Annotated in this window: 22 protein-coding genes; 11 read left to right on the forward strand and 11 right to left on the reverse strand. The window is 72.4% G+C overall.

Annotated elements, in window-relative coordinates; all coding sequences use genetic code 11:
* Window positions 1–18: 18 nt before the first annotated feature.
* The 11 genes from ABT114_RS05995 to ABT114_RS06045 form a co-directional block, all read right to left on the reverse strand.
* Complete coding sequence (locus ABT114_RS05995) at window positions 19–1239, reverse strand: NAD(P)/FAD-dependent oxidoreductase (protein ID WP_351139049.1); 1221 nt, start codon at window positions 1237–1239, stop codon at window positions 19–21.
* Window positions 1236–2669, reverse strand: coding sequence for an FAD-dependent oxidoreductase (locus ABT114_RS06000; protein WP_351139051.1), 1434 nt, complete (start codon window positions 2667–2669; stop codon window positions 1236–1238). The genes ABT114_RS05995 and ABT114_RS06000 overlap by 4 nt, the downstream gene beginning before the upstream one ends.
* Window positions 2666–4783 carry a molybdopterin oxidoreductase family protein gene (locus ABT114_RS06005; protein WP_351139053.1) on the reverse strand — a complete coding sequence of 706 codons (2118 nt, stop codon included), beginning with the start codon at window positions 4781–4783 and terminating at the stop codon, window positions 2666–2668. Before ABT114_RS06005 ends, ABT114_RS06000 begins: the two co-directional genes overlap by 4 nt.
* Complete coding sequence (locus ABT114_RS06010) at window positions 4776–6158, reverse strand: MFS transporter (protein WP_351139055.1); 1383 nt, start codon at window positions 6156–6158, stop codon at window positions 4776–4778. Before ABT114_RS06010 ends, ABT114_RS06005 begins: the two co-directional genes overlap by 8 nt.
* 72 nt (window positions 6159–6230) lie before the next feature.
* Entirely contained in the window at window positions 6231–7061 is an 831-nt protein-coding gene (locus ABT114_RS06015; RefSeq protein WP_351139057.1) for a hypothetical protein, read from the reverse strand.
* 57 nt (window positions 7062–7118) lie between these two features.
* Window positions 7119–7877 (reverse strand): SDR family NAD(P)-dependent oxidoreductase, encoded by a 759-nt coding sequence (locus tag ABT114_RS06020; protein ID WP_351139059.1) that lies wholly within the window; start codon window positions 7875–7877, stop codon window positions 7119–7121.
* Window positions 7870–8133 carry a hypothetical protein gene (locus ABT114_RS06025; RefSeq protein WP_351139062.1) on the reverse strand — a complete coding sequence of 88 codons (264 nt, stop codon included), beginning with the start codon at window positions 8131–8133 and terminating at the stop codon, window positions 7870–7872. Before ABT114_RS06025 ends, ABT114_RS06020 begins: the two co-directional genes overlap by 8 nt.
* Window positions 8134–8193: 60 nt before the next feature.
* Window positions 8194–9360, reverse strand: coding sequence for a cytochrome P450 (locus ABT114_RS06030; protein ID WP_351139064.1), 1167 nt, complete (start codon window positions 9358–9360; stop codon window positions 8194–8196).
* The gene (locus ABT114_RS06035; RefSeq protein ID WP_351139066.1) at window positions 9351–9761 is read right to left on the reverse strand and encodes a hypothetical protein; all 411 of its coding nucleotides are present in this window, start codon (window positions 9759–9761) and stop codon (window positions 9351–9353) included. Before ABT114_RS06035 ends, ABT114_RS06030 begins: the two co-directional genes overlap by 10 nt.
* Complete coding sequence (locus ABT114_RS06040) at window positions 9745–11295, reverse strand: amino acid adenylation domain-containing protein (RefSeq protein ID WP_351139068.1); 1551 nt, start codon at window positions 11293–11295, stop codon at window positions 9745–9747. The genes ABT114_RS06035 and ABT114_RS06040 overlap by 17 nt, the downstream gene beginning before the upstream one ends.
* Before the next feature lie 47 nt (window positions 11296–11342).
* On the reverse strand, window positions 11343–11711 hold the full coding sequence (locus tag ABT114_RS06045; protein ID WP_351139070.1) for a cupin domain-containing protein: 369 nt from the start codon (window positions 11709–11711) through the stop codon (window positions 11343–11345).
* A 490-nt stretch (window positions 11712–12201) separates the two neighbouring features.
* Here ABT114_RS06045 and ABT114_RS06050 point away from each other — a divergent pair, with 490 nt between their 5' ends.
* From ABT114_RS06050 to ABT114_RS06100, 11 genes are all read left to right on the forward strand, one after another.
* A complete protein-coding gene (locus ABT114_RS06050) occupies window positions 12202–13185 on the forward strand; it encodes a hypothetical protein (RefSeq protein WP_351139073.1) in 984 nt (327 codons plus the stop codon).
* 205 nt (window positions 13186–13390) lie between these two features.
* The gene (locus tag ABT114_RS06055) at window positions 13391–14614 is read left to right on the forward strand and encodes an MFS transporter (protein WP_351139076.1); all 1224 of its coding nucleotides are present in this window, start codon (window positions 13391–13393) and stop codon (window positions 14612–14614) included.
* Window positions 14615–14660: 46 nt separating this feature from the next.
* Window positions 14661–15398, forward strand: a complete 738-nt coding sequence (locus ABT114_RS06060; protein WP_351139078.1) for an SRPBCC family protein — start codon at window positions 14661–14663, stop codon at window positions 15396–15398.
* A gap of 50 nt (window positions 15399–15448) precedes the next feature.
* Window positions 15449–17005, forward strand: a complete 1557-nt coding sequence (locus ABT114_RS06065; RefSeq protein WP_351139080.1) for a class I adenylate-forming enzyme family protein — start codon at window positions 15449–15451, stop codon at window positions 17003–17005.
* Window positions 17006–17051: 46 nt separating this feature from the next.
* Window positions 17052–17825 (forward strand): 2,3-dihydro-2,3-dihydroxybenzoate dehydrogenase, encoded by a 774-nt coding sequence (locus tag ABT114_RS06070; protein WP_351139082.1) that lies wholly within the window; start codon window positions 17052–17054, stop codon window positions 17823–17825.
* 35 nt (window positions 17826–17860) lie between these two features.
* Complete coding sequence (locus ABT114_RS06075) at window positions 17861–18532, forward strand: isochorismatase family protein (protein ID WP_351139084.1); 672 nt, start codon at window positions 17861–17863, stop codon at window positions 18530–18532.
* 27 nt (window positions 18533–18559) lie between these two features.
* Window positions 18560–20506: an anthranilate synthase family protein gene (locus tag ABT114_RS06080; RefSeq protein WP_351139086.1), complete on the forward strand. Its 1947-nt coding sequence runs from the start codon at window positions 18560–18562 to the stop codon at window positions 20504–20506.
* Between the two features lie 38 nt (window positions 20507–20544).
* A complete protein-coding gene (locus ABT114_RS06085) occupies window positions 20545–21537 on the forward strand; it encodes an NADPH:quinone reductase (RefSeq protein ID WP_351139088.1) in 993 nt (330 codons plus the stop codon).
* A 133-nt stretch (window positions 21538–21670) separates the two neighbouring features.
* A complete protein-coding gene (locus ABT114_RS06090) occupies window positions 21671–22012 on the forward strand; it encodes a helix-turn-helix domain-containing protein (protein WP_351139090.1) in 342 nt (113 codons plus the stop codon).
* Window positions 21996–22787: a thioesterase II family protein gene (locus tag ABT114_RS06095; protein ID WP_351139092.1), complete on the forward strand. Its 792-nt coding sequence runs from the start codon at window positions 21996–21998 to the stop codon at window positions 22785–22787. Before ABT114_RS06090 ends, ABT114_RS06095 begins: the two co-directional genes overlap by 17 nt.
* Window positions 22788–22830: 43 nt before the next feature.
* Complete coding sequence (locus tag ABT114_RS06100; RefSeq protein ID WP_351139094.1) at window positions 22831–24660, forward strand: 2-isopropylmalate synthase; 1830 nt, start codon at window positions 22831–22833, stop codon at window positions 24658–24660.
* Window positions 24661–24681: the final 21 nt, after the last annotated feature.

Below are 24681 nucleotides of genomic sequence, written 5' to 3' on the forward strand. Positions count from 1 at the left end.
CGGCGGCCCAGTTGGTGTTCAGCGCGCGTCGAACGACATCAGGTGCGGCTCGGACTCGCGCAGCCACAAGGGCGGGAGCGGCTGTCCCACCAGCGGCAGGAACGTGCGGTACGCGCTGGTGTCGCCGGCCAGGACGCCGCCGAGCAGGGTGCGCAGCTCCGCGTCGAGCACCAGCTTGAGATAGCTGCCGGTGCGCTCCAGAGCCACCTCCACCGCTCCGGGCGTACGGGCCTGCGCATCGCCGAAGCTCGCCACCTGCACGCCGAACACCTTCAGCGCCGTCGACGTGTCGGCGCCGGGGAACACCGCGTCGTCGCCGAGGAGCTGGCTCGCCACCGCGTCCGCCATCCGGTAGCCGGGAGCGAGCAGGCCGTACGCCCGTCCCGCCACCGCCGCGCAGTCGCCCACCGCCCAGATCCGCGGATCGGCGGTACGGCAGCGGTCGTCGGTGCGGAAGCCGCCGCGTTCACCTCGGTCGAGCCCGGCGGCGCCGGCCAGCTCGTCGGCGGGTCGGACTCCGGCGGCGAACACCACCAGATCTGCGGCGAGTTCGGTGCCGTCGCCCAGGCGCACGGCCGACACCGAGCCGTCCGGACCCGCCTCGATGGAGGCCAGGGTGGTGCCGCAGTGCACCGTGATGCCGAGCTGCTCGATCTGCTGGGCGACCAGGGCGCCCGCCGCCGGGTCGATCTGGGCGGCCAGGAGATGCGGGGCGCCCTCGACGACCTGGGTGCGCAGGCCGGACAGGCGCAGCGCGCTCGCCGCCTCGAGGCCGAGCAGCCCACCGCCGACGACCACGCCGCTGCGGGCGTGTGCGGCGGCCTTGCGTATCGCCCGCACGTCGTCCGCGGTACGGAAGGTGAAGCAGCCGGCCAGGTCGTGACCGGGGACGGGCGGGACGAACGGCCGCGCCCCGGTGGCCAGAACGAGGGCGTCGTAGGCGATGCGTCCGCCCGGGGACGTCACCACTTCACCGGCCTCACGGTCGATCGCGACGACGCGGGTGCCGAGGGCGACCGAGGGCGCCGGACCCGCGGGGGCGGGGCCGTCGGGCAGGGTCAGGGCGTCGAGGTGCGTGCCCTCGAAGCAGGACGAGAGAGCGATCCGGTTGTACGCGGGCCGGGACTCCTCCCCGAGGACGATGGTGCGCCAGCGCTGGTCGCGGTCCTCGCGGCGCAGGGTGTCGGCGAGCCGGTGGCCGACCATGCCGTGGCCGACGATCACCAGGGTGCGGCTCATCGCGGACTGCCCGCGGTGTGTGACGCGGTACGTGACGCGGTCAGGTTCTGGCACAGCGCTTGGACCTCCTCGGTGCAGCCGCCGCAGCCAGTGGTGGCGCGGGTCTGCGCGGCGAGCTCAGTGACGGTGCGGTGACCTGCCTCCCAGGCGGCGGTCAGGTCCTTGGCGGTGACGTTGTTGCAGCGGCAGACGACGGTGCAGGCGTGCGCGTCCGCGCCGCCGGCGTCGTCTGCGTGTTCGGTGTACGGGCCGAAGCGGGTACCGAGCAGGAGGCCCGGCCAGTCGGTCGGCAGCGGCCAGGCGGCCCGGACGAGGGTGGTGACGTCGGACACGGCCTGCGGCAGGCCCAGGATCTCGCTGCCCTGCACGCGGCCGTCGCGCACGGTGATGCGGGCCCGGCGGGCGCGGGTCCGGTCGGTGACGGAGATACTCGACTCGCCCTGCCCGTCGGTCTGTTCCGTCCAGACGAGGTCGATTTCGGGTGCGCGCAGGCGGGTGATGCGTGGCTGTGGCGGGTACGGCGTCGGGGTGCCGGTGAGGGTGTACGCGAGGGCGTCGGCCTGCGTTGTGGCGGCTTCGATGCCCGCCGCGGCGGTGCCGTGGAGTTCGGCGCAGTCGCCGATCGCGAAGATGTGGGGGTCGCTGGTGCGGAGCAGGTCGTCGACCAGGATTCCGTCCGCCGTGCGGAGACCGGCGGCCCGCGCCAGGCCCGTCCTTGGACGGACTCCGGTGCACAGCACCAGGGTGTCGCTGTCCAGCTCCTCCCCGTCGTCGAGCCGGCTGCGGCCCGGGGTGTGACTCACCACGGTCCGCCCGGCGCGCAGCGTGATGCCGAGATCGGTCAGGCGTCGGGTGAGGAACTCGCCGGTCTCGTGACTGAGGTGACGGTGCAGCGGATACGGGCCTTCGTGGACCAGGGTCACGGTGCGGCCGCCGCGGCGCAGGGCGAGCGCGGTCTCGATCCCGAGCGGGCCCGCGCCGAGGACGGTGAGGCGCGCGCCGGTGAGGCGTTCGGCGTCGGCGCGGGTGCGCAGAAAGGTGACGCCGGGGCGGGGTGTGCCGTCGGGGTGCAGCAGGGCGGTGGCGCGGGCCGGTGGCGTGGGGCACGCGCCGGTGGCGAGGACCAGGGTGTCGTACGGGAGTTCGCCGCCGGTGCCGAGGCGGATCAGGCGGCGGGCGGTGTCGAGCGCGGTGGCCGCGGTGCCGGTGCGCACGTCGGTCGTGGCGGGATGGGGCGGCAACCGGAGGTGGTCGGCGCGGAGTTCACCGGAAGCGAGGGAGGTCAGCAGGGGGCGCTGGTAGGCGCCTTCGGGTTCGTCGCCGATGACGGTGAGCGGTCCCTGGTGGCCGAGGGTGTGCAGGCGGGTGGTCAGGCGGAGGGCTGCCGGGCCGTTGCCGATGATGACCACGCGGTTCGGATCGCGGCTCACGATGGGGCTCCCGCGTGGCTTTCCGGCACCGGTTCGAGGCGTACCACGCAGACCTTGAACTCGGGCATGCCGGTCTTGGGGTCGAGTGCCGGGTTGGTGATCAGGTTGGCCCGGCCCGCCCCGGCGAAGTGGAACGGGAGGAAGACGGTGTCGGGCCGGCACCGGTGGTCGTACCTGGTCCTGGCCAGGGTCGTGCCGCGCGGAGAGATCACCCGCGCGAGGTCGCCGTCGCGCAGCCCGCTGCGGGCCGCGGTGTCGGGGTGGACCTCCACGAACGCCTCGGGTGCCGCCTTGTCGAGCTCGGGGACGCGGCGGGTCTGGGCGCCCGACTGGTACTGGGCGAGGACCCGGCCCGTGGTGGCGATGAGCGGGTGGTCGGCGTCGGGGGTCTCGGCTGCGGGCCTGTGGTCGACCGGCAGGAACCGGGCGCGGCCGTCGGGGTGGGCGAAGGAGTCCAGGAAGAGGCGGGGGGTTCCGGGGTGCGGCGGGGCGTCGGCGGACGGCTCGGGGCAGGGCCAGTGCAGGGCCTCGCCCGCGTCGAGACGCTCGTAGGTGATGCCGGAGTAGTCGGCCTTGCCGCCGCGCGAGGCACGCCTCAACTCCTCGAAGACCAGGCGGGGTCGGGTGGGATAGTGCGCGGTGGGGGCGCCGAGGCGGGTGGCGAGGCCCTGAAGGACGTGCAGGTCGCTGCGGGCCTCACCGGGCGGATCGAGGAGCTGCCGCCTGCGCAGGACGCGGCCCTCCAGGTTGGTGATCGTGCCCTCCTCCTCGGCCCACTGCGTGACGGGCAGGACGACGTCGGCGAGCTGCGCCGTCTCGGAGGGCACGATGTCCGCCACGACGAGCAGGTCGAGCGCGGCGAGGCGTTCGACGACGCGGGTGCTGCGCGGGGCGGACACGGCCGGGTTGCACCCGAGGACGATCAGGGCGCGGGGGCCGTTCTCGGTGCCGAGTGCGTCGAGGAGTTCGTAGGCGCTGCGGCCGGGGCCCGGGAGTGTGTCGGCGGACACGCCCCATACGTCGGCGATGTGAGCGCGGGCCGCGGGGTCGGTGAGCGAGCGGTAGCCGGGGAGCTGGTCGGCCTTCTGGCCCATCTCCCGGCCGCCCTGCCCGTTGCCCTGCCCGGTGAGCGCGCCGAAGCCGCTGCCCTCGCGGCCGGGCAGGCCGAGCGCGAGCGCCAGGTTGATGTAGGCGCTGACCTGGTCGGCGCCCTTGCTGTGCTGTTCCGCGCCGCGCCCGGTGAGGATGTGGGCGCGGCCGGCGTCGGCGAGCATACGGACGGCTTCGCGCTGCAGGCTCGCGGGGACGCCGGTGACCTGCTCGACCCGCTCCGGCCACCAGCCTGCCGCGTGTTCCCAGGCTGCCGCGAACCCGGAGGTCCGCCCGGCGATGTAGGCGTCGTCGCAGCGGCCCTCGGCCACCGCGACGTGCAGCAGCCCGAGCGCGAGCGCCAGGTCGGTGCCGGGTGCCGGACGCAGGTGCAGGGCGGCGCGTTCGGCGGTGGCGGAGGCGCGCGGGTCGATGACGATCAGGCGCGGGGTCCTCAGGTGCTGCATGAGGGGCGGCATGGTCTCGGCAACGTTCGCCCCGGCGAGCAGGACGACGTCGGAGGCGCCCAGATCGGTGACGGGGAACGGCAGCCCGCGGTCCACTCCGAAGGCGGCTGTCGCAGCGGCCGCGGCCGAGGCCATGCAGAACCGGCCGTTGTAGTCGATCTGGCTGGTGCCGAGCGCGAGCCTGGCGAACTTGCCGAGCAGGTAAGCCTTTTCGTTGGTGAGACCGCCGCCGCCGAGCACGGCGACCGCGTCGGGTCCGTGCTCCTCCTTGATGCGGCGGATCTCCGTGGCCACCCGGTCGAGCGCGGCTTCCCAGCCTGCCGGTACGAGATCCCCGCCCTCCTCGCGGACCAGCGGGTGCAGCAGCCGGTCCGGTGCGGTGAGCAGGGTGGGCGCGGTCCAGCCCTTCTGGCACAGACCGCCCCGGTTGACCGGGAAGTCGGCGCGCGGACGTACCGTCACGTCCGCCTGCCGGGTCCCGGCCAGCCGGGTGCCGCACTGTAGGGCGCAGTAGGGGCAGTGCGTGTCGACCGCCCTCGCCGAGGAGGTCTCAGACACGGCTGGCTTCCGGGCGGCGGGCGGCGGACGCCGGGGTGCGGGCCTCGCGCCGGTTCACGGCCAGGATCAGCACCATGCACAGCAGGTAGTAGCCGAGGAACGCGAGGAAGGCGGGGGTGCCCGAGCCGCTGCCGTCACCGTAGGACGTACGGAACGCGAGGTTGATGGCGGCGCCGCCAAGACCGCCGACCGCGCCCGCGATGGCGATGACCGCGCCGGAGAGCCTGCGGGCCCGCGCGAAGACCTCGGTGGCGTCCTGGCCCGCGGTGATCGCGGCCTCGGCCTGGCGCGCGAAGCTGAACGGGATCAGCTTGTACGTGGAGCCGTTGCCGACGCCGCTGAGGACGAACAGGACAGTGAAACCGGTGATGAACAGGGCGAAGGAGTGCTTCTGGGAGGCGACGAGCAGCACGACGGTGCCCGCGGCCATGGCCACGAAGTTCCAGAACGTCACGCGCAGGCCGCCGTACCGGTCGGCGAGCCAGCCGCCGCCGGGCCGCGCCACGGAGCCGAGCAGCGGGCCGAGGAAGGTGAACCCGGCGGACTGGAGCGGGGTCGAGCCGAACTCGTTCTGGAGGACCAGGCCGAAGGCGAAGCCGTACCCGATGAACGAGCCGAACGTGCCGATGTAGAGCGCCGACACCCACCAGGTCACGGACGAGCGGGCCGCCTCGCGCTGCGCGCCGCTGTCGGTGCGTACGGCTTCGACGTTGTCCATCTTCCACCCGGCGAGCGCCGAGGCGGCCACGATCAGGGGCAGGTAGACGGCGACCACGTAGGCGGGGTGGGTGTCGCCCGCGGTGGCGATGACGAGCAGGCCGATCACCTGGACGACCGCCACACCGAGGTTGCCGCCGCCTGCGTTGAGCCCGAGGGCCCAACCCTGGCGGCGCTGCGGGAAGAAGGCGGTGATGTTGGTCATCGAGGAGGCGAAGTTGCCGCCGCCCGTGCCTGCGGTGGCACCGATCAGCAGGAACACCCACAGCGGGGTGCCGGGCCGGTGCACGAAGTACAGGGCGAGCGAGGCCGGCACGAGGAGGACGGCGGTGGCGAACAGGGTCCAGTTGCGGCCGCCGAAGCGGGTGACCGCCCGGCTGTAGGGCAGCCGGAGCAGCGAGCCGGCCACGGTCGGGACCACGATCAGCAGGAACTTCTCACCGGGCGTGAAGGTGAAGCCGATCTCGGGTGTCATGAAGAGGACGAGGACGGACCACAGGCTCCACACGGAGAAGCCGATGTGCTCGCTCAGCACGGACAGGGCGAGATTGCGGTGGGCGATCCGCTTTCCACCGCCCTCCCAGGCCTGTTCGTTCTCCGGATCCCAGTTTCTGATCCAGCCTTCGCGTTCGGCGCGTGGTGCTGTCGGTGATGTCATGGGGCTTCTCCAGTGCGGCGGGCAGCGGTGGGCCGGGGGTGCGGTGCACCCCCGGCCCGGTCGCAGCGAAGGTCAGAAGGCGAGGTCGAGGGCGGCGACGCGGTCGCGGGAACGACGCGGGTCGTTGTCGGAGAAGACGAAGCAGCGCGTGTTCCTGAGCTTGCCGTCGGCCACGTTGGCGGTGGAGAAGATGACCACCGGGACGCGCTCGCCGCCGTTCAGGAAGTCGGCGCGGAAGTCGATGATCGGCGCGTCCTCGCCCCAGCGGCCCAGGAAGTCGTCGACGACCTCCTGGTCGGCGTAGATGTGGCGGATGTGGTGGCCGACGTAGGTGTCCGGCTGCTCGGTGGCGCCGACGATCGCGATGTCCTTCCAGTTGGCGTGCGAGACAGTGCCGTCCTCCTCGATCAGGTGGATGGCGACCGGGCAGTGGTCGTAGTAGCCCTGGATCAGGGCCACCGAGTCGGCCGTGACCGGCTGGTACGCGGCGTTGCGCGCATCGACGCGGCCGATCCACGAGGCGGCCGTGGCCGCGCCCTCGATCGGGCTCGGGGACGGCGTCGGGTGGATGGTCTCGGGGCGCAGCGCCCAGAAGCCGTAGCGCTCGCCGTCGACCTCGCCGAAGCCGATGTTGGCGAAGCCGGTCGGGAAGGCGTCGGCGGTGAAGATCACCGCGCGGTTCTCGACGGGGCGGCCGGCCTCGGCGAGGGCCGCGTAGTTTGCGATGCCGAGGGCCTCGGGCAGCGCCTGGCCGGCGGCCGCGTTCTCGCCGACGAGCTCACCGGCCGCCTTGTTGGCGATGACGACCCGGCCCTGGCTGTCGGTGACGACCATGCCGGGCGAGGCCCAGTTGAACAGGTCGAGGAGCTGGTCGTCGGAGGGGTGGGCGATCTGCTGGGACATGAGTTTCTTCCTTTGCTTCGTCATGTGCTGACAAAAATTGATATGTGCTGATGTGGGTTACAGAGGCTTGCGGCTGTAGTTGAAGATCTGGCCGGTGGGGCCGTTCGGCGGGAACTCGGCGATGGAGACGATCCACTCGGCCACCTGGCGCGCCGACTTCAGCCAGTCGGTGCGGTAGCCCTCGTTGATCACGTCGAGGACCTCCTCGCGGATCTCCGCGTCCGGCGCGCCGCCCATCGTCATCGGGGTGGCGACCGGCCCGGGCCGCACCTCGTTGGCGACGATCCGGTCCTCGGCCAGGGACACGGAGCAGGCGCGCATGAGGGTGGTCATGGCGGCCTTGCTGGCCGCGTACGCCCAGCGTTCGGGGGTGAGGCCGTTGGCGAGGCTCGCGCCGACGAAGGTCAGCGTGCCGCTGCCGTTGCGCTGCAGCAGCGGCAGCGTGGCCTGCATCAGGTTGAGCGCGGTGTGGACATTGGCCTCGTACGCCGCGGCCGGTACCGACCAGGGGACATCCGCGAGTTCCCGTGGCCCCGGCGACGCACCGGCGTTCAGGACGACCGCCGACACTCCGTCCGAGGTGACCTCGGACGCCGTGGCGAGGGCCTCGCGTACGGAGTTCTCGTCGGTGAGGTCGGCCCGGCAGTCCAGATAGCTGGGGTGCGCGGCCAGGTGCGGGTTGCCCCGCCGGGACAGGCCCACGACGTGGTGGCCGCGTTCGAGGAAGCGGGCGGCGACGGCGGCTCCGATGCCGGACGAGGTGCCGGACACGACGGCCGTGCCGGCGGATCGGGGGGTCGGGTCCGGCTCAGGCACCCTGGAAGACCGCCGCGTCGATGGCCTTCAGGGAGCGCATGGTGTCGATGCGGATGGCACCGGGTGCGAGCCGCTCGCCGTGCAGCCGCTCGATCTCGATGACCATCGCCACGAACTGGAGGCTGGTCACCAGGGCCGCGTCGATCAGATCGACGTCGTCGGCCACGTCGACGGGCTCGTCGTGCAGGCGCTGGATCCACTGGCGCAGCTGCCCCATCTTGGTCCGGGTGCCGGCGGCGGTGTCGGTGTTACTCATGATGGTGGACTCCGAATATTTACGAATAGGTACGAACAGGCATGAATGGTCAAACAGGGTTCAAGAGGTACGAGCGATGAAGGTCGCCGTGAAGTCGGCGGGCCGGGTGAACGACTGGCTCACCAGGCCGTGTCGGTCGTCGGTGACGGTGATGCGGGCGCAGCGCCGGACGAGCCGTTCGAGCAGGAGCATGAACTCGGCCTTGGCGAGCAGGGCTCCGGGGCAGGCGTGCGGCCCGGCGGAGAAGGGCAGCGAGGACCGCACCGGGCGGCCGGGGCGGAAGGTCTCGGGGTCGGGGAAGATCCGCGGGTCGCGGTTGGCCGCGGCGAGGGAGACGAGGACGGCGGAGTGGCGGGGCACCTTGACGCCGCCGAGCGTCAGGTCCTCCTGCGCGAACCGGGCGATCGTCTGCACCGGCGGGTACAGGCGCAGCACCTCTTCGATGAACTGCTCCCGTGCGGTGGCGTCGAGGAGCTCGGCCAGGTCGCCCTGGTGGTTGCCGAGACAGTAGACGAGCGAGGTGATGAAGGCGCTGCTGGTCTCGGTGCCGGCCAGGAAGAACAGAAGCGCTGTGGCGCGTACTTCGCTGTCGGTGAGGGAGATCGCCTTGCGGTCCCGGGTCCGTTCGATGGTGGCGAGCAGGGAGTCGGGGGCCAGGCCCCCGGCGGAGCGCTGCTCCTCGATGAGTTCCAGGAAGCGGGGCAGGCTCTCGCGAGCAGCCTCGGTCTCCACGGTCGGGTGGTCGAGCAGGTTCGCCAACGGCCGGGTCAGGGTGTGGAATTCGCCCTCCAGGCTCCGGTCGACGCCCATGATCGCGGTGACGATTCCGTACGGCAGCCGGTGTGCGTAGGTGCCGTAGAAGTCGTCGGTCGTGGTGCCCACGACGGCGTCGACCAGGGCGTCGATCAGGCCCGGCATCAGCTCGTCGCGCCAGCGCTCGACCTGCCGGGCGGCGAGGATCGGCGCGAGCAGAGCGCGGAACGCCCGATGGCCCGGGCCGTCGCTGTCGAGCACATTGGGGCCGAGCGCCCGTGAACTGGCCTTGAGCGGGTGGTCCGCGGCCAGCTCGGGCCGGTTCATGGCCTCCTGGACGGTGGCGTTGCCGGTCACGGCGTACACACCGTCGGCCAGGAGGTGGACGTCCTGGTCCGCGGGGAGCTGCCGGTACCAGCCGGGGTGGGCGAGGAGTTCGGTGGCGGTGGGCGTCGGCGACGCGGTTACGGGCATATCGCCCTGCCTCCCGTGCCGAGCGCCGCGATCCTTGAGAACAGGCGCATGGCGGCGAGCCACTCGGGGCCGGTGAGGCCCAGGCTGCCCGGCGGTGTGTAGCCGGCGCTCAGCGTGCCCGGTTCGCCGTTCGGGCCTGTCAGGCGTGCGGTGTAACGGAGTTCGCCGCCCGCGGGCTCGTCGGTGCCGGAGCGGTACTCGGTCCCGTCGTACTCCACGGTCACGTTCTCGGCGAAGTTGCGCCGGATCAGCTCGTAGGCCAGGTGGACGCGGCGCTGCGGGTCGCTCTCGTCGCCGTAACGGTCGAGGAGGGCGTCGGCGGCCTGCAGGACTCGCTCGGTGCGGCGCTTTCCCTGGACGTAGTCGAGGGCGAGCGCCACCTGCTCAGAGGTCGTAGCCATGAGCCCTGGACACCTCCTTCTTGTTGATCTTCGTGTTGTCCAGGAGCGGGAACTCCTCGACGAAGTGGATACGGCTGGGAACCATGTAGGCGGGCAGACGCTCGCGCAGCCGGTCGGTCACGAGCTGCGGGGTGAGCGTTTCCGTCACCGGTACGGGCGGCGCGGAGAAGAGGACCAGGCGCCGGGTGCCGGTGCGGTCCCGTACCGGCACGGCAACCGACTGGCCGCAGCCCACCGCACGGGCGGCCGCCTCGACCTCCCCGGCCTCGATCCGGTGCCCTGCGAGCTTGAACTGGCCGTCCTTGCGCCCGGAGAAGTGCAGCGTCCCCGACGCGTCGAGCCAGCCGTGGTCGCCGGTGAGATAGACCCGCCGCCGCTCGCCCGCGAGGTCGATGTCGCGGAACGACTCGGCCGTACGTTCAGGGGAGTTGAGGTAGCCGATCGCGAGCCCGGCGCCCGAGAGGGCGATCTCGCCCTCCTCGCCGTACGGCACCGGGGCCCCGTCCCGCAGCACCACGATCCCGGAACCGGGGACCGGCCGACCGACCGGGATGCCGCCCTCGGCGACCAGGTCCTTCTCGGTGACCCGGTGGCTGCTGACGTACGCACAACTCTCCGCCGGGCCGTAGACGTTGTGGATCTCGATGCCCGGCTCGGCCGCCATCAGCTTGGCGCAGCTGTCCGGCGAGAGTCGCTCGCCGCCCAGCATCAGGACGTCGAGTCCGGACAGCGAGCCCGGGTCGAGATCGGCGAGGGCGTCGAAGAGCGCAGGCGTGAGGAAGAGGTGACTCGCCCCGCCGTCCTCGATGTAACTGCGGATGGTGGCCGGGAGCAGCAGATCGTCGTCGTGGACGAGCAGGGTGCCACCCCGGATCAGCATCGACCAGACTTCGAGCGTGAACACGTCCCAGGCCACCGCCGCGGCGTTGACCAGGACCGGCGCCTCGCCCCACGGCAGGTCGGAGGGGATCGTGAACAGCCGGGTCGTGGCCCGGTGCGGGGACAGCACCCCCTTGGGATCGCCGGTGCTTCCCGAGGTCCAGAAGACGGTGGAGGCGTCCTGCGGGGAGACCTGGGGGAGCTCAGGGGCGGTCTCGTCCTGCACCTGGCCCCGCTGTTCGCGCAGTTCGGTGAAGGTACGGCTCTCGACGGAGAGGCCGGCCGACCGCTGTGCCCCCTCTTCGTCGGTGAGGACGAGGTCCGCGCCCATGGCCTCGACCAGGGCGGCGATCCGGGCCTGCGGCCAGCGCACGTCGAGCATGGCGTACGCGGCACCGGCCATCAGCACGCCGATCAGATGCACCGGCAGCTGGGCGCTGCGCCGGGCGATGACCGGCACGATCTGGCCGGGTCCCACTCCGCTGCGCCGCAGCCCGACGGCGATCTGCCGTGCCTGGCTCGCCAGTTCGGCGTACGTCAGCGCTTGGGTGCGGTCGCGGACCGCGATCCGGTCCGGGTACTGCCCGGCAGTGCGGATCACCTCCTCGTGGATCGTTCGGTCGGACACGGCCGGGCCGTGGACGATGGAATGCATCGGCCTCTCCTCCTGGACCTCTCCTCCGGGCTCCTGGCGGGCGCCGGTCAGTCGAACTGCATCGACGACGGCACGATCGACCCGGGGACCAGGTCAAGACGCGCGGGTGCGGAGAACTCCAGGAGGATCGCGCCGCCCTCGCCGACCCGGGTGGCCGTGTGGCGCTTGCGGGACGGGATGTAGGCGACGTCACCGGCGTTCAGCTCGTACTCGACGCCCTCGACCTCGAAGACGAGGGTGCCCTCGGTCACCACGACCCACTGCTCGTTCTCGTGCCAGTGCGGCTTCATGTTCAGCTCGCCCGACTCCGGGGCGATCACCTGGAGACAGGACATTTCCTGACCGAAGGCCAGCCGGCGCTCCAGGGCGATTCCCTCACCGGGGAGAACCTCGCTCTTTTCCCATTCGATCTTCATCTCGACGTCACCGTCTTCCGTTTCGGTCCCATTGAATTCACCGCAGCCTGTTCGGCTCGGACACGGAACAGACTGCGGCGAATTCAAAGGGCCCGGCAATGGGACCTAAGTACGGGCATGGCCGGGAGCCCGGAGAACTTGATGAAGGGGTCCGGTACTTGACGGAATTCCGGCTGCACACTGGCGTACGGGCCCGGGACCAGGGACGATCCCGCACGGGGTGCAGCGGGCGGCGTGCACCGCTGTGACCTGCCTCAACTCTCCGCGCGTACCGGTGAGGTGCGGTGCACGCGGGACCCCTTCCTCCTGCCGCCCTCGGTCGGCGATCCGGATCGCCTTTCCGTACTCCTTTCCGCACGTATTCACGCGCGCATTCTTACGCGCATTTCCGCGCACACGGCGAAATCACCTGTGCGTCGGATGCCCGCGAAACCCGGTGCGACCCCCGGCACGGATTCCCGGTGCCGACCACCATCGAAGGAGCCCGCCCATGACCGTCATGGACCTGCCCGTCAGCCCCTCCCGCGCCCCGACCGCATCACCACCGGCCGGACACGCAGGCCCCCTGCGCCGGGCCGTGCTGGTCCTGGACGGCGCAGCGCTGTCCCACACCCGCTTCATGGTGTCGCCGCTGAACGAGCTGCTCGCCCGGGCCGCGCTGCACTCCGGCGCCCCAGGACCGCTACCCGACCGTTCTCACCGGTACGTGCTGCAACGGCTGACCTCCGCACTGCGCACCATCCGCCGGCCCGTGGCCGACCTGTTCTCCCCCGCGCTGCTCGACCGCACCAACTGTCCTGCCTTCGAAGAGGAGCTGGAGGCGCTGCGGGCGCTGATGACCGGGCGTGCCGAGCCCCGGCCGCCGGTGTCCGCCGAGGACGCCGGCGAGCTGATCGACGCGCTGCGCGCCGCTTTCGGCCTGTGGCTGGGCGAGAGCTGGCCCGCGCGCCGCCGCGACCTGACACAGGACGTCGCCTTCCGCGCGCATCAACTGGCCCGGCACGGGATGGCCTGGCTCCTCGATCATCTGCACGACGAGATCGGGTACGCGGATCAGGTCCTGTATCTCGCACCGCCCGCCCCGGCGACACCACCACGGCACACCGCCGAGGGACTGCTCCTCGCGCCCAGCGCGGTGGCCTCGCGTCCGGCGCTGCTCACCGGCGGCGACGTGCCGGTCCTGCGCTACCCGTACGGGGCCCGCACCCCCCACAGCGATCCGCCGACGGCGGCCGAACAGACGCCGCTGGCCTCCCTGCTGGGCCGGGCCCGCTCCCACGCCCTGGGCTCCATCGGCACCGGGTGCAGTACGACGGAGCTGGCCGGCCGGCTCGGCGTCGGGGCGGCGACGGCCTCCAGCCATGCCGCCGCGTTGCGCAGAGCCGGACTGATCGTCACCCACCGGCGGGGCAAGCAGGTGGAACACCTGATGACCGAGCTCGGCTCCCAACTGCTGACCGCGGGCCACGGCTGACCAGGAAGAGTCCGGCTGCTCGATGCCCGCACCGTACGCAACACCGATGTGACCCCGCGACCTGTTCGGCCACCCGTCACAAGCTGGACGGGGGTGCCCCGCCCTGCTTTCGGCGCTGCGTCGAATGCATCGCGCACCGCGCCGCACAAGCCCACGCTAAGACCGGTCGGTCCAAGGGCCGTCCCCCATCCGCAGGAGCACCTACATGTCCCTCACGTCCACCCAGGGCCGACCTCACCCGGGGCAGGCCCCCGAGTCGCCGCGCCGCGGTCTCACCGCCACGTTCGGCCTGGCCCTGGGCACCTTCGCCGTCGGCACCGACGCCTTCGTCCTGGCCGCCTTCCTGCCGTCGATGGCTTCGGGGCTGCATGTCTCGCAGGCCGCCGCAGGCCAGTCGATCACCGTGTTCGCGGTCGCCTACGCGCTGCTCGCACCCCTCCTGGCCACCCTCACCGCACGCCTGGAGCGCCGCGCCCTGCTGGTCGGCGCGCTCGGCATGCTGGCCCTGGCCAATCTCGGCTCGGCCCTCGCGCCGAACCTGGCCGTGCTGCTCGCCACCCGCGTACTCGCCGCGGTCGGCGCCGCCGCGTACACCCCCAACGCAGGGGCGGTCGGCGCCGCCCTGGTCAGGCCCGAACTGCGGGCCCGCGCCCTCGCGGTGGTCATCGGCGGGCTGACCGTCGCCACCGCGCTCGGCGTTCCGCTGGGTGGCCTGGCGAACCGCTGGCTGGGCTGGCGCAGCGCGCTCGTCCTGGTCGCCGTACTGAGCCTGCTCGCCGGTGTCGGCGTACTCGCCCGGGTGCCCGCCCTGCCCGGCAGCCCGCGGGTGCCGCTACGCAAGCGGCTCGACGCGCTGCGCCGCCCCGGGGTGCTCGCCGTGCTCCCGCTCACCGCCCTCGGCATGGCCGCCAGTTACACCGCGTACGCCTACGCCGTGCCCGCCCTGCACGCGGTCGGCGTCGACGCCGGCGACGTCTCCCTGATGCTGTTCCTGTACGGCCTCGGGGCCGTACTCGGCAACCTGCTGGCCGGCGTGGTCACCGACCGCTGGGGCGCCGCGCCCCTGTTGACCGGGGCGTATGTCGCGATGGCCGGGTCGCTGGCGCTGCTGGCCTGGATCGCGGCCCGCGGCGACGCCCCCGCCTGGGCCGTCGGCGTCCTCGTCGCGCTGTGGGGCGGCGGCAGCTGGTCGCAGACCCCACCGCAGCAGCACCGGCTGATCAGCGCCGCCCCGGAGCAGGCCCCGCTCCTGGTGTCGCTCAACTCCTCCGCGATCTACCTGGGCATCAGCGCGGGCACGGCCTCGGGCGGCCTGGCCCTGGCCCACGGGCCCACGGCCGCCTACGGCCTGGGCGCGGCGCTGGCCGTCGTCGCCCTGGCGTTCCTGACGGCGACGGCCCGTAAGGCCCAGGGCCCGTCAGCCCGCTGAAGGCCTGCGGGAACCGGCCCTCGCGGCACGGGAGATTGCCAACCCGGTGGCCGGCCTCGTCAAGGCCCTCGGCCTGATGCTCGACGACCTGGACCGTGTCGCCGGGGCCCCGAACTCCCCTTATTCCGCCGAACCTTTCGACGCGGCACCGTACGGATTCCCGAGCTGTTTCCCTCATTTGGACGCTGGAACGAAAGCATCGCGCCCCCCGGAAAAAGCTGTAAGCCTTCTCCACATGACGAATGCGAACACGACGTTCGAATACAAGGAACTCTTTCTGGCGAGTGCGGAGATTTTTGTCCCGGCCGCTCCCGCCGAGGTCTACCGCACGGTGAGCGACCTTCCCCGAAGCGGCGAGTGGAGCCCGGAATGCACCGGCGGAACCTGGGTGGCGGGCCGCGCGGCCGAGGTGGGTGCCGTGTTCCGCGGCACCAACCACCGAGCCGCCGACGTCGTCGGCTGGGCCCCCGTCGTCCGCGGCGAATGGACCACGGAAGCCGAGGTCACGGCCGCCGAACCGGGCCGCACCTTCCGCTGGGCGATGCGCGACGGCGCGGGCCGCAAGCAGGAGAGCAGCTGGGGTTTCGACCTCGCCGAGGCCCCGGGCGGCACGCTCCTCACCCACCACTTCCGGATGGGCCGGGCCACCGAGGGCATCGAGCACATCACCGCGGACATGGGCCGGGCCGAGCGGGCGCAATTCATCCGCGAATGGCAGGTGAAGATCGAGCGGGATCTTCGGAAGACCGTTGAGCGTATCGCCGAGGTCATCTCCGGTCAGTAGCCGTGAAGCCGTACGGAAAATCCGCTGACCACCCCGAGAAAGGCAGCATCATGTTTCTCCAGCGCATCGGCAACAAGGGAATCGGCCTCGGCACGATCCTGGAGCGGGCCGCTGCCCGGCACCCGGCGAACCTCGTCGCCCTCGACCACGATCTGGACATCGCCCCGGGGCTCGGCCGCCGCGTCACCGTCGCCGAGCTCGCCGATCTGGTCGACGACTTCGCCTCCCGGCTCGCGGCAGCCGGCGTGCGCTTCGGCGAACGCGTCGTGCTGCACAAAGGCGACGGCTTCGACATCCCGCTCCTGGCCTTCGCCATCGCCCGGGCCGGCGGCGTCCCCGTCCTGCTGTCGCCGCAGCTCGACGGGGCCTCGGTCGCCGAACTGCTGCGCCGTGCCACCCCCGCCCATCTGCTCACCGACCAGACCAAGCTGGAGCAGGAACTCCCGGACACGGTCCACGAGTACGCCACCAGCGTGCTGCTCGCCACGGGCCACCACCCCGACGCCACCGCACTCGCGGACCTGGCCGGCACGGCACGGGTCGCGCCCGTCGCCCTGCCCACCGACCACCCGGCACTGGTGACCCACACCTCCGGCACCACCGGCCTGCCCAAGCTCGCCGTGCACACCGGCCGCACCCTCGAGGCGCGTTACCGGCCGCAGGCCGGCGCGGTCGCCCTGGTCCGCAGGCGCGAGACGGTGGCCATGCACGTCTCCTTCGTCCACTCCCGGGTCATCAGCGCGATCGCCATCTCCTTGTACCGCGGCTTCCCGCTGCTCGTCCTCAAGGACTCCGCGCCGCGGCACACCGCCGACCTGTTCGCGCGGCTGCGGCCCGGCATCCTGGAGGCACATCCCAACTCCTTCATGGAATGGGAGGAGTTGGCGGACGACCCGCGCGCTCCGCTGGCCCAGGTGAAGTACTTCTCCAGTACGTTCGACGCGATCCACCCGCGCACCGTGCACCGCCTGCTGCACGCCTCGCGCCGCAGGGCCCCGCTGTTCGTGCAGCTCTACGGACAGAGCGAGACCGGCCCGGTCGTCGCCTCCGCCTTCACCCGCCGCCAGACCGCCGACGCGAACGGGCGCCGCGTGGGCATCCCCTTCCCCGGCATGACCGACGTACGGGTGGTCAGCCGCGACGGCAGGCCCGTCACTCCCGACAACCCTGGCTTCATCGACGTACGCAGCGGCGGGCGCGCGGTGACCTTCCTCGACGAACCGGAGCGGTACGCGAAGCAGCTCACCGCGGACGGCTGGTGGCGGATGGGCGACGTCGGCTACCGCGACCGCCTCGGCCGCCTGTACCTCCTGGACCGTGAGGTCGACGTGATCGACGGCTTCGGCTCCACGCTGACCGCCGAGGACACACTCCTGGCGAAGCTGCCCGAACTGACCGAGGTCATCATCGTGCGGGGCCCGCAGGGCAGGCCGGTGCCGGTGGTCTGCACCCGGCAGGACCGCCCACTGGACCGGGCGGCCTGGCAGGCCGCGGCAGCCGGGCTGCCGGACATGGCGGAGCCCGTGCAGTGGCGCGTGGAGGACCTGCCGCAGACCGCCACCACCAAGATCAAGAGGCTGGAGCTGGGACGCCTCCTCGCCGGTTGACCGGCCTGACCCCCGCACTCCTCACCTGCCCACTCCTGGAGCACAGATGGAACTTGAAGGACGCGTCGCCTGGGTCACCGGCGCGGCGGGTGGCATCGGCCGCGCCGTCATCCGCCGGCTCGCCGAGGACGGTGCCCGTATCGCCGCCACCGACACCGACGCCGCCACGCTCATCGACGCCGTTGCCGACCTCCCGGGCTACGAACGGCACTTGGCGCTCGCCCTGGACGTACGTGACGCCGCCGCCGTCGAGGCCGCCGCGGACCGCATCGAGGCCGAACTCGGACCGATCACCGTCGCGGTGAACGGCGCGGGCATCCTGCGTACCGGACCGATCGCCGAGCTGACCCAGGAGACCTGGGAGGAAGTCCTGCGCATCAACGCCACCGGCGTCTTCCTCGTCTCCCGCGCGGCAGCCCGCCGGATGGCGGCCCGCGGCAGGGGCAGCATCGTCACCGTCGCCTCCAACGCGGCCGCGCTGCCCCGTATCGGCATGGCCGCCTACGCCGCCTCCAAGGCCGCCTCGACCATCTTCACCAAGTGCCTCGGCCTGGAACTGGCGGCCAGCGGTGTGCGGTGCAACGTCGTTGCGCCGGGATCCGTCGAAACCGCCATGCAGTACGCGCTGTGGCACGGCCCCGACGCCCGGCAGAAGGTGATCGACGGCGACCCGTCCACGTACCGGCTCGGCATCCCACTGGGCCGGCTCGCCGACCCCGAGGACGTCGCCGAGACCGTCGCCTTCCTCGCCGGTGAGCGCAGCCGGCACATCACGATGCAGGACATCTACGTCGATGGCGGCCAGTCACTGCGCGCCTGACGGCCCCCCGACCGGCTTACGAACAAAGGAAACCCATGCCCATCTCCCCCATCGCCGCCTATCCGCTGCCCCGGCGTGCGGACTGGCCCGCCGACGCCGTGCGGTGGCGGCCCGAACCGTCCCGCGCGGCCCTGCTCGTCCACGACATGCAGGAGTACTTCCTCGCGCCGTACGCCGCACAGGCCGAGCCCCGCCGCTCGGTCACCGCCAACGCCGCCGCCCTGCTGGACGCCGCCCGCCGCACCGGGATGCCGGTCTACTACACCGCGCAGCCCGGCAGCATGACCTCCGCCGAGCGCGGGCTCCTGATGGACGTATGGGGGCCGGGGATGCGGGCCGACGAGGCGGACCGGAGCATCGTGGCCCCGCTGGCGCCCGCGCCCGGCGAGACGGTGCTCACCAAGTGGCGCTACAGCGCCTTCGCCCGCACCGACCTGGCGGACCGGCTCGCCGCCGCGGGCCGCGACCAGCTGATCGTCTGCGGCGTGTACGCGCATGTCGGCTGTCTGATGACGGCCTGCGACGCGTTCACCCGGGACATCCAGCCGTTCCTGGTCGCCGACGCGCTGGCCGACTTCTCCCGCGACTACCACGTACAGGCACTGACGTACGCCGCCGAGCGCTGCGCCGCCACTCCCGCGACGGCCGAGGTGCTCGACGCCCTGCTGCCCGTACCCGTACCCGCTCTCGCGTCCGCGGCGCACTGACCTCGCCTGTCACACAAAGGATGTGCCATGACTCCGCACCCGGCGCCGGTCGCCGAAGGAGGGCTCGCGGACCTGCTCCACGCCGCCCTTCCCCCGTTCGCCCTCCTGTACCGCCCGCAGACCGGCGCCGCCGGGCTCGTGGACCTCCTGATCGGCGACGTCGAACGCCTGGACCGGCTCCAGGACCTGCCGAAAGGGCCGAGCGACGCCTGTGCCGCCCCGGTGATCGACGCGCTCGCGCTGATCCCCTACCGGCAGATCACCGAACGCGGCTACGACTGCCGGGACGACGGCGAACCACTGCTCGCCCTGGTGCCCCGCGCCCATCACCGGCTCCCGCTGGAAGACGTCATCGCCTGCCTGCCCCAGGACGCCCCGAAGCCGTCCGCGCCGCGCTTCGAACCCGACGACGCGACATACGCGCAGACCGTGCGGCGCGTCGTCGAGGACGAGATCGGCGAGGGCGAGGGCGCCAACTTCGTCATCCGCCGCAGCCTCGTCGCCGAACTGGGCACGTCCTCGCTGCGGCCCGTCACCGCGGCCTTCCGGCGGCTGCTGGAGAACGAACGTGGCTCGTACTGGACCTTCCTCGTCCACACCGGGAAGCGGACCTTTGTCGGGGCCACCCCGGAGCGGCACATCACCCAGCGCGGCGGCATCGTCTCCATGAACCCCATCAGCGGCACCTACCGCTATCCGGCGGCCGGCCCCGACCTGCCCGGCATGCTGTCCTTCCTCGGCGACGCCAAGGAGCGCGACGAGCTGTACATGGTGGTCGACGAGGAACTGAAGATGATGGGCCGGGTCTGCCCCGAAGGCGGCACCGTCCGCGGCCCGTTCCTCAAGGAGATGTCCAGCCTCGCGCACACCGAGTACCTCATCGAGGGCCGCAGCCCGGCCGAGCCCGCCGACATCCTGCGGGCCAGCCTCTTCGCCCCGACCGTCACCGGATCCCCGCTGGCCAGCGCCTGCCGGGTCATCGCCCGCCACGAGGAGCGCGGCCGCGGCTACTACAGCGGCGTCATCGCGCTGCTCGGCCGGGACGCGGACGGGCCGACGCTCGACTCGGCCATCCTCATCCGCACCGCCGACATCGATGCGAAGGGGCGCCTGGAGATCGGCGCGGGCGCCACGCTCGTACGCGACTCGGACCCGGCGGCGGAGGCCGCCGAGACACGGGCCAAGACGCAGACGCTGTGGCGGGCGTTCGACCCCGCGGCCGCCCCGGACGCCGTGCGGACCGGGCCCGCGCCGCGGGCCCGTTTCGCCGCGCACCCCGAGGTGCGCCAGGCCCTTCAGCGACGCAACGACCGCCTGGCCCCGTACTGGTTCGCCAGGACCGGTGAACGCACCGATCCCAAGGCCGAGCTGGCCGGTCGCAGCGTCCTGGTCGTCGACGCGGAGGACGCCTTCACCTCGATGCTCGCGCAGCAGATCCGCTCGCTGGGCGCACAGGTGACCGTCCGCGAGTACGACACGTCCTTCGACACCTCGGCATACGACCTCACCGTCCTGGGGCCGGGCCCGGGCGACCCGCGCCGCACCGACCACCCGAAGATCGCGGCGTTGCGCCGGACGACCGCCCGCCAACTCGCCGCGCAGCGACCCACGTTCGCAGTCTGCCTGAGCCACCAGGTGCTGTCCTCCCTCCTCGGGCTCCCCCTCATCCGCAAGGAACGCCCGGGCCAGGGCCGCCAGGAGACCATCGACCACTTCGGGCAGCGCAGGCCGGTCGGCTTCTACAACACCTTCGCCGCCGTGCACCAGGGCGAGCTGTTCACGCATCCGCTCGCCGCAGGACCGGTCGAGGTCTGCCGTGACGCGGAAAGCGGCGAGGTGCACGCGCTGCGCGGCCCCGCCTTCGCCTCCGTCCAGTTCCACCCCGAGTCCCTGCTCACCCCGGACGGCCCACGGATCCTCGCCGACGCCCTGGGCCGGCTCCTCACCCCAGCCCTGGCGTCGGCCACCGGCTGACCCGCTCTTTCACGACTCCTGGAAGGAAGCCGTCGGCCATGCGCGCCGCGTACATCGAACAGCTCGGCACCCCGGACGCCATCCGCTACGGCGAACTGCCCTCGCCCCGCCCGGGCCCCACCGACGTCCTCGTGGACGTCACCGCCACCACCGTCAACCCCGTCGACACCTTCGTACGGTCGGGCGTCTTCCGTACGCCGCTGCCGTTCCCGTTCGTCATCGGCCGCGACCTGGTGGGCACGGTCGCCCAGGCGGGTCCCGGCGCCCATGGGTTCGCCGCCGGGGACAGTGTGTGGTGCAACAGCCTGGGCCACGAGGGGCGGCAGGGGGCCGCGGCCGAGCAGGCGCTCGTGCCCGCCGACCGCCTCTACCACCTGCCGTCCGGCGTCGACCCGCACCAGGCGGTCGCCGTCCTGCACCCGGCAGCCACCGCCTACCTGGGCCTGTTCACGCACGGTGCGCTGCGCCCCGGCGAGACCGTCGTCGTGGCCGGGGCCGCCGGCAACGTAGGCAGCGCGCTCGTCGCACTCGCCGTCCAGGCAGGGGCCCGGGTCATCTCGACCGCCGCCGCCCGCGATACGGAGTACTGCCTTGCCCTGGGCGCCGACGCGGCCGTGGACTACCGCTCGGACCGCCTCGCACAGGACCTGCGCGCCCACGCCCCGCACGGGGTCGACCTCTACGTCGACACCAGCGGCACCAACGACCTGGACCTGGCCGTCCCGCTGCTCGCCGCGCGCGGCCGCATCGTCCTCCTTGCCGGTTCCGCCTCGCGCCCCGCACTCCCGGCAGGGGCCCTCTACATGAAGGAGTGCAGCATCCGCGGGTTCGTCATCTCACACGCCACCACGGCCGAACTCTCCGAGGCGGCCACCGCCGTCAACCGCCTCCTCGTCGCCGGCCTGCTCCGCCCGCGCTCCCTGGAACGCCTCCGGCTGAGCGCGGCCGCCGAGGCCCATCGCCGGGTGGAGCGGGGGGAGACCCACGGCCGGCGACTCCTCCTCGACGTGATGGACAGGCACGGTACCTGACAGACCGCCAGCCACCTGCTGGCCTCCAGATATGTGCACCCGGCACGATCACGGACGGGCCACGTCGCGACGGTACGTACCGCTGTGACCTGCCCCAACCACCCCCTACACACGCATGTAACCGGAGCGACAGATGATCGTCCGCCTTGCGGAGACCGCCCTGGACCCCGGGAGCGAACGCCTCCCGAACCTTCTCGACCCGGACCGCTGGAGCGCCGCGGTCGACCGTGTCGACCTGCTGTCGGCGCGTGAGAGGACCCTTCTCGAACTGCTCGGCATCGGCTGCTCGAACCGCTCGATAGCGCGGCGCCTCGACATCTCCGAGCGCACGGTGAAGTCGCACATGAGCCAGATATTCGTCAAGCTCGGAGTCGAGTCCCGGCTCCAGGCGGGCCTGGTCGCGTGCGCCTGGGCGCAGGCAGGCGGGACCGACCCGTGGCCGGAGCGGAGGGCCGCCGATGTCCGCGCCGCCTGAGCACCGCGCCGTCGCCCCGAAGCCGCTGCGCATCGGTCCCGCGGACCCCGCCGTACGGGTCCTCGCCTTCCACCACGCGGGAGGCTCCGCCGCGGCCTTCCTGCCCCTGCTGTCACAGCTGCCCGCCGACTGCGAACTCGTCCTGCTCGAACTGCCCGATCGGGCAGGCAAGCTGGAGCTGCCGCCGACCGACTTCGAGGATGCGCTACGCGGACTTCAGGCGCGGGCCCATCCGCTGGTGGACCGGCCGACCGTGGTGCTCGGGCACAGCCTGGGCGCGCTGTTCGCGCACTCGGTGACGGCCTCGCTGCCCGCCCGCCAACAGCGGTTCGTCCGCGGCCTGGTACTTTCCGCGTCGCCGTTCGCCCCGCAGGACGGCATTTCGCCCGAACGCCGCCCGGACGCCCCCTTCGCGCGCCGCACCGAGGCCCAACTCATCGCCGATCTACGGCTGTTCGGCGGTTCGCCGGACTCCCTGTTCGATGATCCCGGCCGGCTCTCCGCTGCCGTACGGCTGCTCGGCCTCGACATGCACCTCACCGACACCTATCCCGGCGGTCCCGACCTGCCCGTACCGCACCACCTCTGGTACGGCGACGAGGACCCCACCCACGTGCCCGGCGTACTGAGCCGCTCCGCCGACTCCGCCGCCCGCGCGGGCGCCCGCGCCGAGATCCGGGCCTTCCCCGGCGGGCACTTCTTCCTCTTCACGGGACAGGAACCCGCAGCCGAGCTCGGCCGTATCGCCGCCGCGGCCGCACTGCCCGCGCGCTGATCCCGCTCCGCCCTCAACTGCCACAAGGCTGGAGAAACCCGCTGTGAACCGTCTGGCCGACCCCTGCCCCGAACCCTTTCCCGCCCCGCCCGAGCACACCCTCCTGCACACCCCCACCGGGCCGCCCGCCTGCGGCCAGCCCTGGTGGAATCCGCAGGCCGGCTCCGCGCTGCCCGTGCACCGGTACATCGGGACCACCCCGCAGCCGCCCGAGCCGGAGCACCGCGACTGGCCCTCGCGGACCGTGGAGCGCGCCCCGCTGTGGTGCCCGGTCGATCTGCGCGACGGCAACCAGTCGCTGCCCGAGCCGATGGACCTGCACCGCAAGCGCACCCTGTTCGATCTCCTGGTGCGGATGGGCTTCAAGGAGATCGAGGTCGGTTACCCCTCCGCGAGCGAGGTCGAGTTCGACTTCGTACGGGATCTGATCACACACCGGCGCATCCCGGACGACGTGACGATCTCCGTGTTCACGCCCGCCAAGCCGGAGTTGATCGACCGCACCTTCGAGGCCGTCGAGGGCGCGCCGCGCGTGATGGTGAACCTGTGTCACGCCACCGCCTGCCAGTGGCGGGAGACCGTCTTCGGCATGAGCGCGGACGAACTGGAGCGCCTCGCCCTCGACTCGGCCGCGCACATCGCCCGTAGGGCCGCCGAACTGCCCGGCACCCGAGTGCGGTTCGAGTACACCCTCGAAACCTTCAACGTGACCGAGCCGGACTTCGCGCTGCGGCTCGCGCTCGGCGTGTCCCGCGTATGGGACGCACGCCCCGAGCTCCCGGTCACCCTGAACCTGCCGACCACCGTCGAAGCCGCATCGCCCAACGTCTTCGCCGACCAGGTCGAATGGTTCGACCGGCAGCTGCGCGCCGCGGACCTGCGCGACGGGGTCATCCTCTCCGTCCACCCGCACAACGACCGCGGCACCGCCGTCGCCTCCGCGGAACTCGCGCTGCGCGCCGGGGCGGACCGGGTGGAGGGCACCCTGTTCGGCAACGGGGAGCGCTGCGGCAACGTATGCCTGGTCACGCTCGCCCTGAACCTGCTGCGCGAGGGCACCGACCCGCAGCTCGACCTCTCCCGCCTGGACGAGATCCGCACCACGGTCGAGTACTGCAACCGGCTCCCGGTGCACCCCCGCCACCCGTACGCCGGAGACCTCGTCCACACCGCGTTCTCCGGCACCCACCAGGACGCCATCGCCAAGGGGTTCGCCGCCCTGGCCCGGCGAGCGGCGGACACCGGACGGGAGCCGGGCAGCCTGCCCTGGGACGTCCCGTACCTGCCCGTCGACCCGCGGGACATCGGCCGCACCTACGAGTCCGTGGTCCGCATCAACAGCCAGTCCGGCAAGGGCGGTGTGGCCCATGTGCTGCACCAGCTGTACGGGATCACGGTGCCCCGCGCCCTGCGACCCGAACTCGCCCGCCTGGTGCAGGAGGCCGCCGACCGGGACGGCACCGAACTCACCGGCGACCGGCTGTGGGAGATCTTCGAGGCCGCCTATCTGCGTCCCGCACGCCCGCAGCTCACGCTGCACGACCACCGGCTGAAGACCGGGCCTTCGGCGGGCCGGACACCGGAGGTCCTGGCCGTCGTGGACCTGGAGCAGGCCGGCGGCGATCTGCTCCAGCTGGAGGGCGCGGGCGACACTCCCGCCGCCGCCCTCGTGGACGCCCTCGCCCGGGCCGGCCACCCCGTGCGGCTCCGGTCGCTGACGGCCGGAGCTGTCCTGCGCGACGGGGGCGCGAAGCGAATGGCGTTCGCCGAGCTCGGCCTGGCGGAGCGGGTGGTCCACGGCGCGGGCCTCGACGCCGATCCCGACACCGCCGCCCTGCGAGCCGTCCTCACGGCCTTCAACCGATCCGCCTGAGGACCTGATCCGACTGCGAGA

It is taken from the genome of Streptomyces sp. NPDC002088 (assembly GCF_040296605.1).
Lineage (GTDB): Bacteria > Actinomycetota > Actinomycetes > Streptomycetales > Streptomycetaceae > Streptomyces.

What these genes read in the sequence shown, in the direction of transcription:
- ABT114_RS05995 (WP_351139049.1), bottom strand. Translation starts at nt 1,239, where the DNA reads ATGAGCCGCACCCTGGTGATCGTCGGCCACGGCATGGTCGGCCACCGG.
- ABT114_RS06010 (WP_351139055.1), bottom strand. Translation starts at nt 6,158, where the DNA reads ATGACATCACCGACAGCACCACGCGCCGAACGCGAAGGCTGGATCAGA.
- ABT114_RS06015 (WP_351139057.1), bottom strand. Translation starts at nt 7,061, where the DNA reads ATGTCCCAGCAGATCGCCCACCCCTCCGACGACCAGCTCCTCGACCTG.
- ABT114_RS06025 (WP_351139062.1), bottom strand. Translation starts at nt 8,133, where the DNA reads ATGAGTAACACCGACACCGCCGCCGGCACCCGGACCAAGATGGGGCAG.
- ABT114_RS06030 (WP_351139064.1), bottom strand. Translation starts at nt 9,360, where the DNA reads ATGCCCGTAACCGCGTCGCCGACGCCCACCGCCACCGAACTCCTCGCC.
- ABT114_RS06035 (WP_351139066.1), bottom strand. Translation starts at nt 9,761, where the DNA reads ATGGCTACGACCTCTGAGCAGGTGGCGCTCGCCCTCGACTACGTCCAG.
- ABT114_RS06040 (WP_351139068.1), bottom strand. Translation starts at nt 11,295, where the DNA reads ATGCATTCCATCGTCCACGGCCCGGCCGTGTCCGACCGAACGATCCAC.
- ABT114_RS06045 (WP_351139070.1), bottom strand. Translation starts at nt 11,711, where the DNA reads ATGAAGATCGAATGGGAAAAGAGCGAGGTTCTCCCCGGTGAGGGAATC.
- ABT114_RS06050 (WP_351139073.1), top strand. Translation starts at nt 12,202, where the DNA reads ATGACCGTCATGGACCTGCCCGTCAGCCCCTCCCGCGCCCCGACCGCA.
- ABT114_RS06055 (WP_351139076.1), top strand. Translation starts at nt 13,391, where the DNA reads ATGTCCCTCACGTCCACCCAGGGCCGACCTCACCCGGGGCAGGCCCCC.
- ABT114_RS06065 (WP_351139080.1), top strand. Translation starts at nt 15,449, where the DNA reads ATGTTTCTCCAGCGCATCGGCAACAAGGGAATCGGCCTCGGCACGATC.
- ABT114_RS06070 (WP_351139082.1), top strand. Translation starts at nt 17,052, where the DNA reads ATGGAACTTGAAGGACGCGTCGCCTGGGTCACCGGCGCGGCGGGTGGC.
- ABT114_RS06075 (WP_351139084.1), top strand. Translation starts at nt 17,861, where the DNA reads ATGCCCATCTCCCCCATCGCCGCCTATCCGCTGCCCCGGCGTGCGGAC.
- ABT114_RS06080 (WP_351139086.1), top strand. Translation starts at nt 18,560, where the DNA reads ATGACTCCGCACCCGGCGCCGGTCGCCGAAGGAGGGCTCGCGGACCTG.
- ABT114_RS06085 (WP_351139088.1), top strand. Translation starts at nt 20,545, where the DNA reads ATGCGCGCCGCGTACATCGAACAGCTCGGCACCCCGGACGCCATCCGC.
- ABT114_RS06090 (WP_351139090.1), top strand. Translation starts at nt 21,671, where the DNA reads ATGATCGTCCGCCTTGCGGAGACCGCCCTGGACCCCGGGAGCGAACGC.
- ABT114_RS06095 (WP_351139092.1), top strand. Translation starts at nt 21,996, where the DNA reads ATGTCCGCGCCGCCTGAGCACCGCGCCGTCGCCCCGAAGCCGCTGCGC.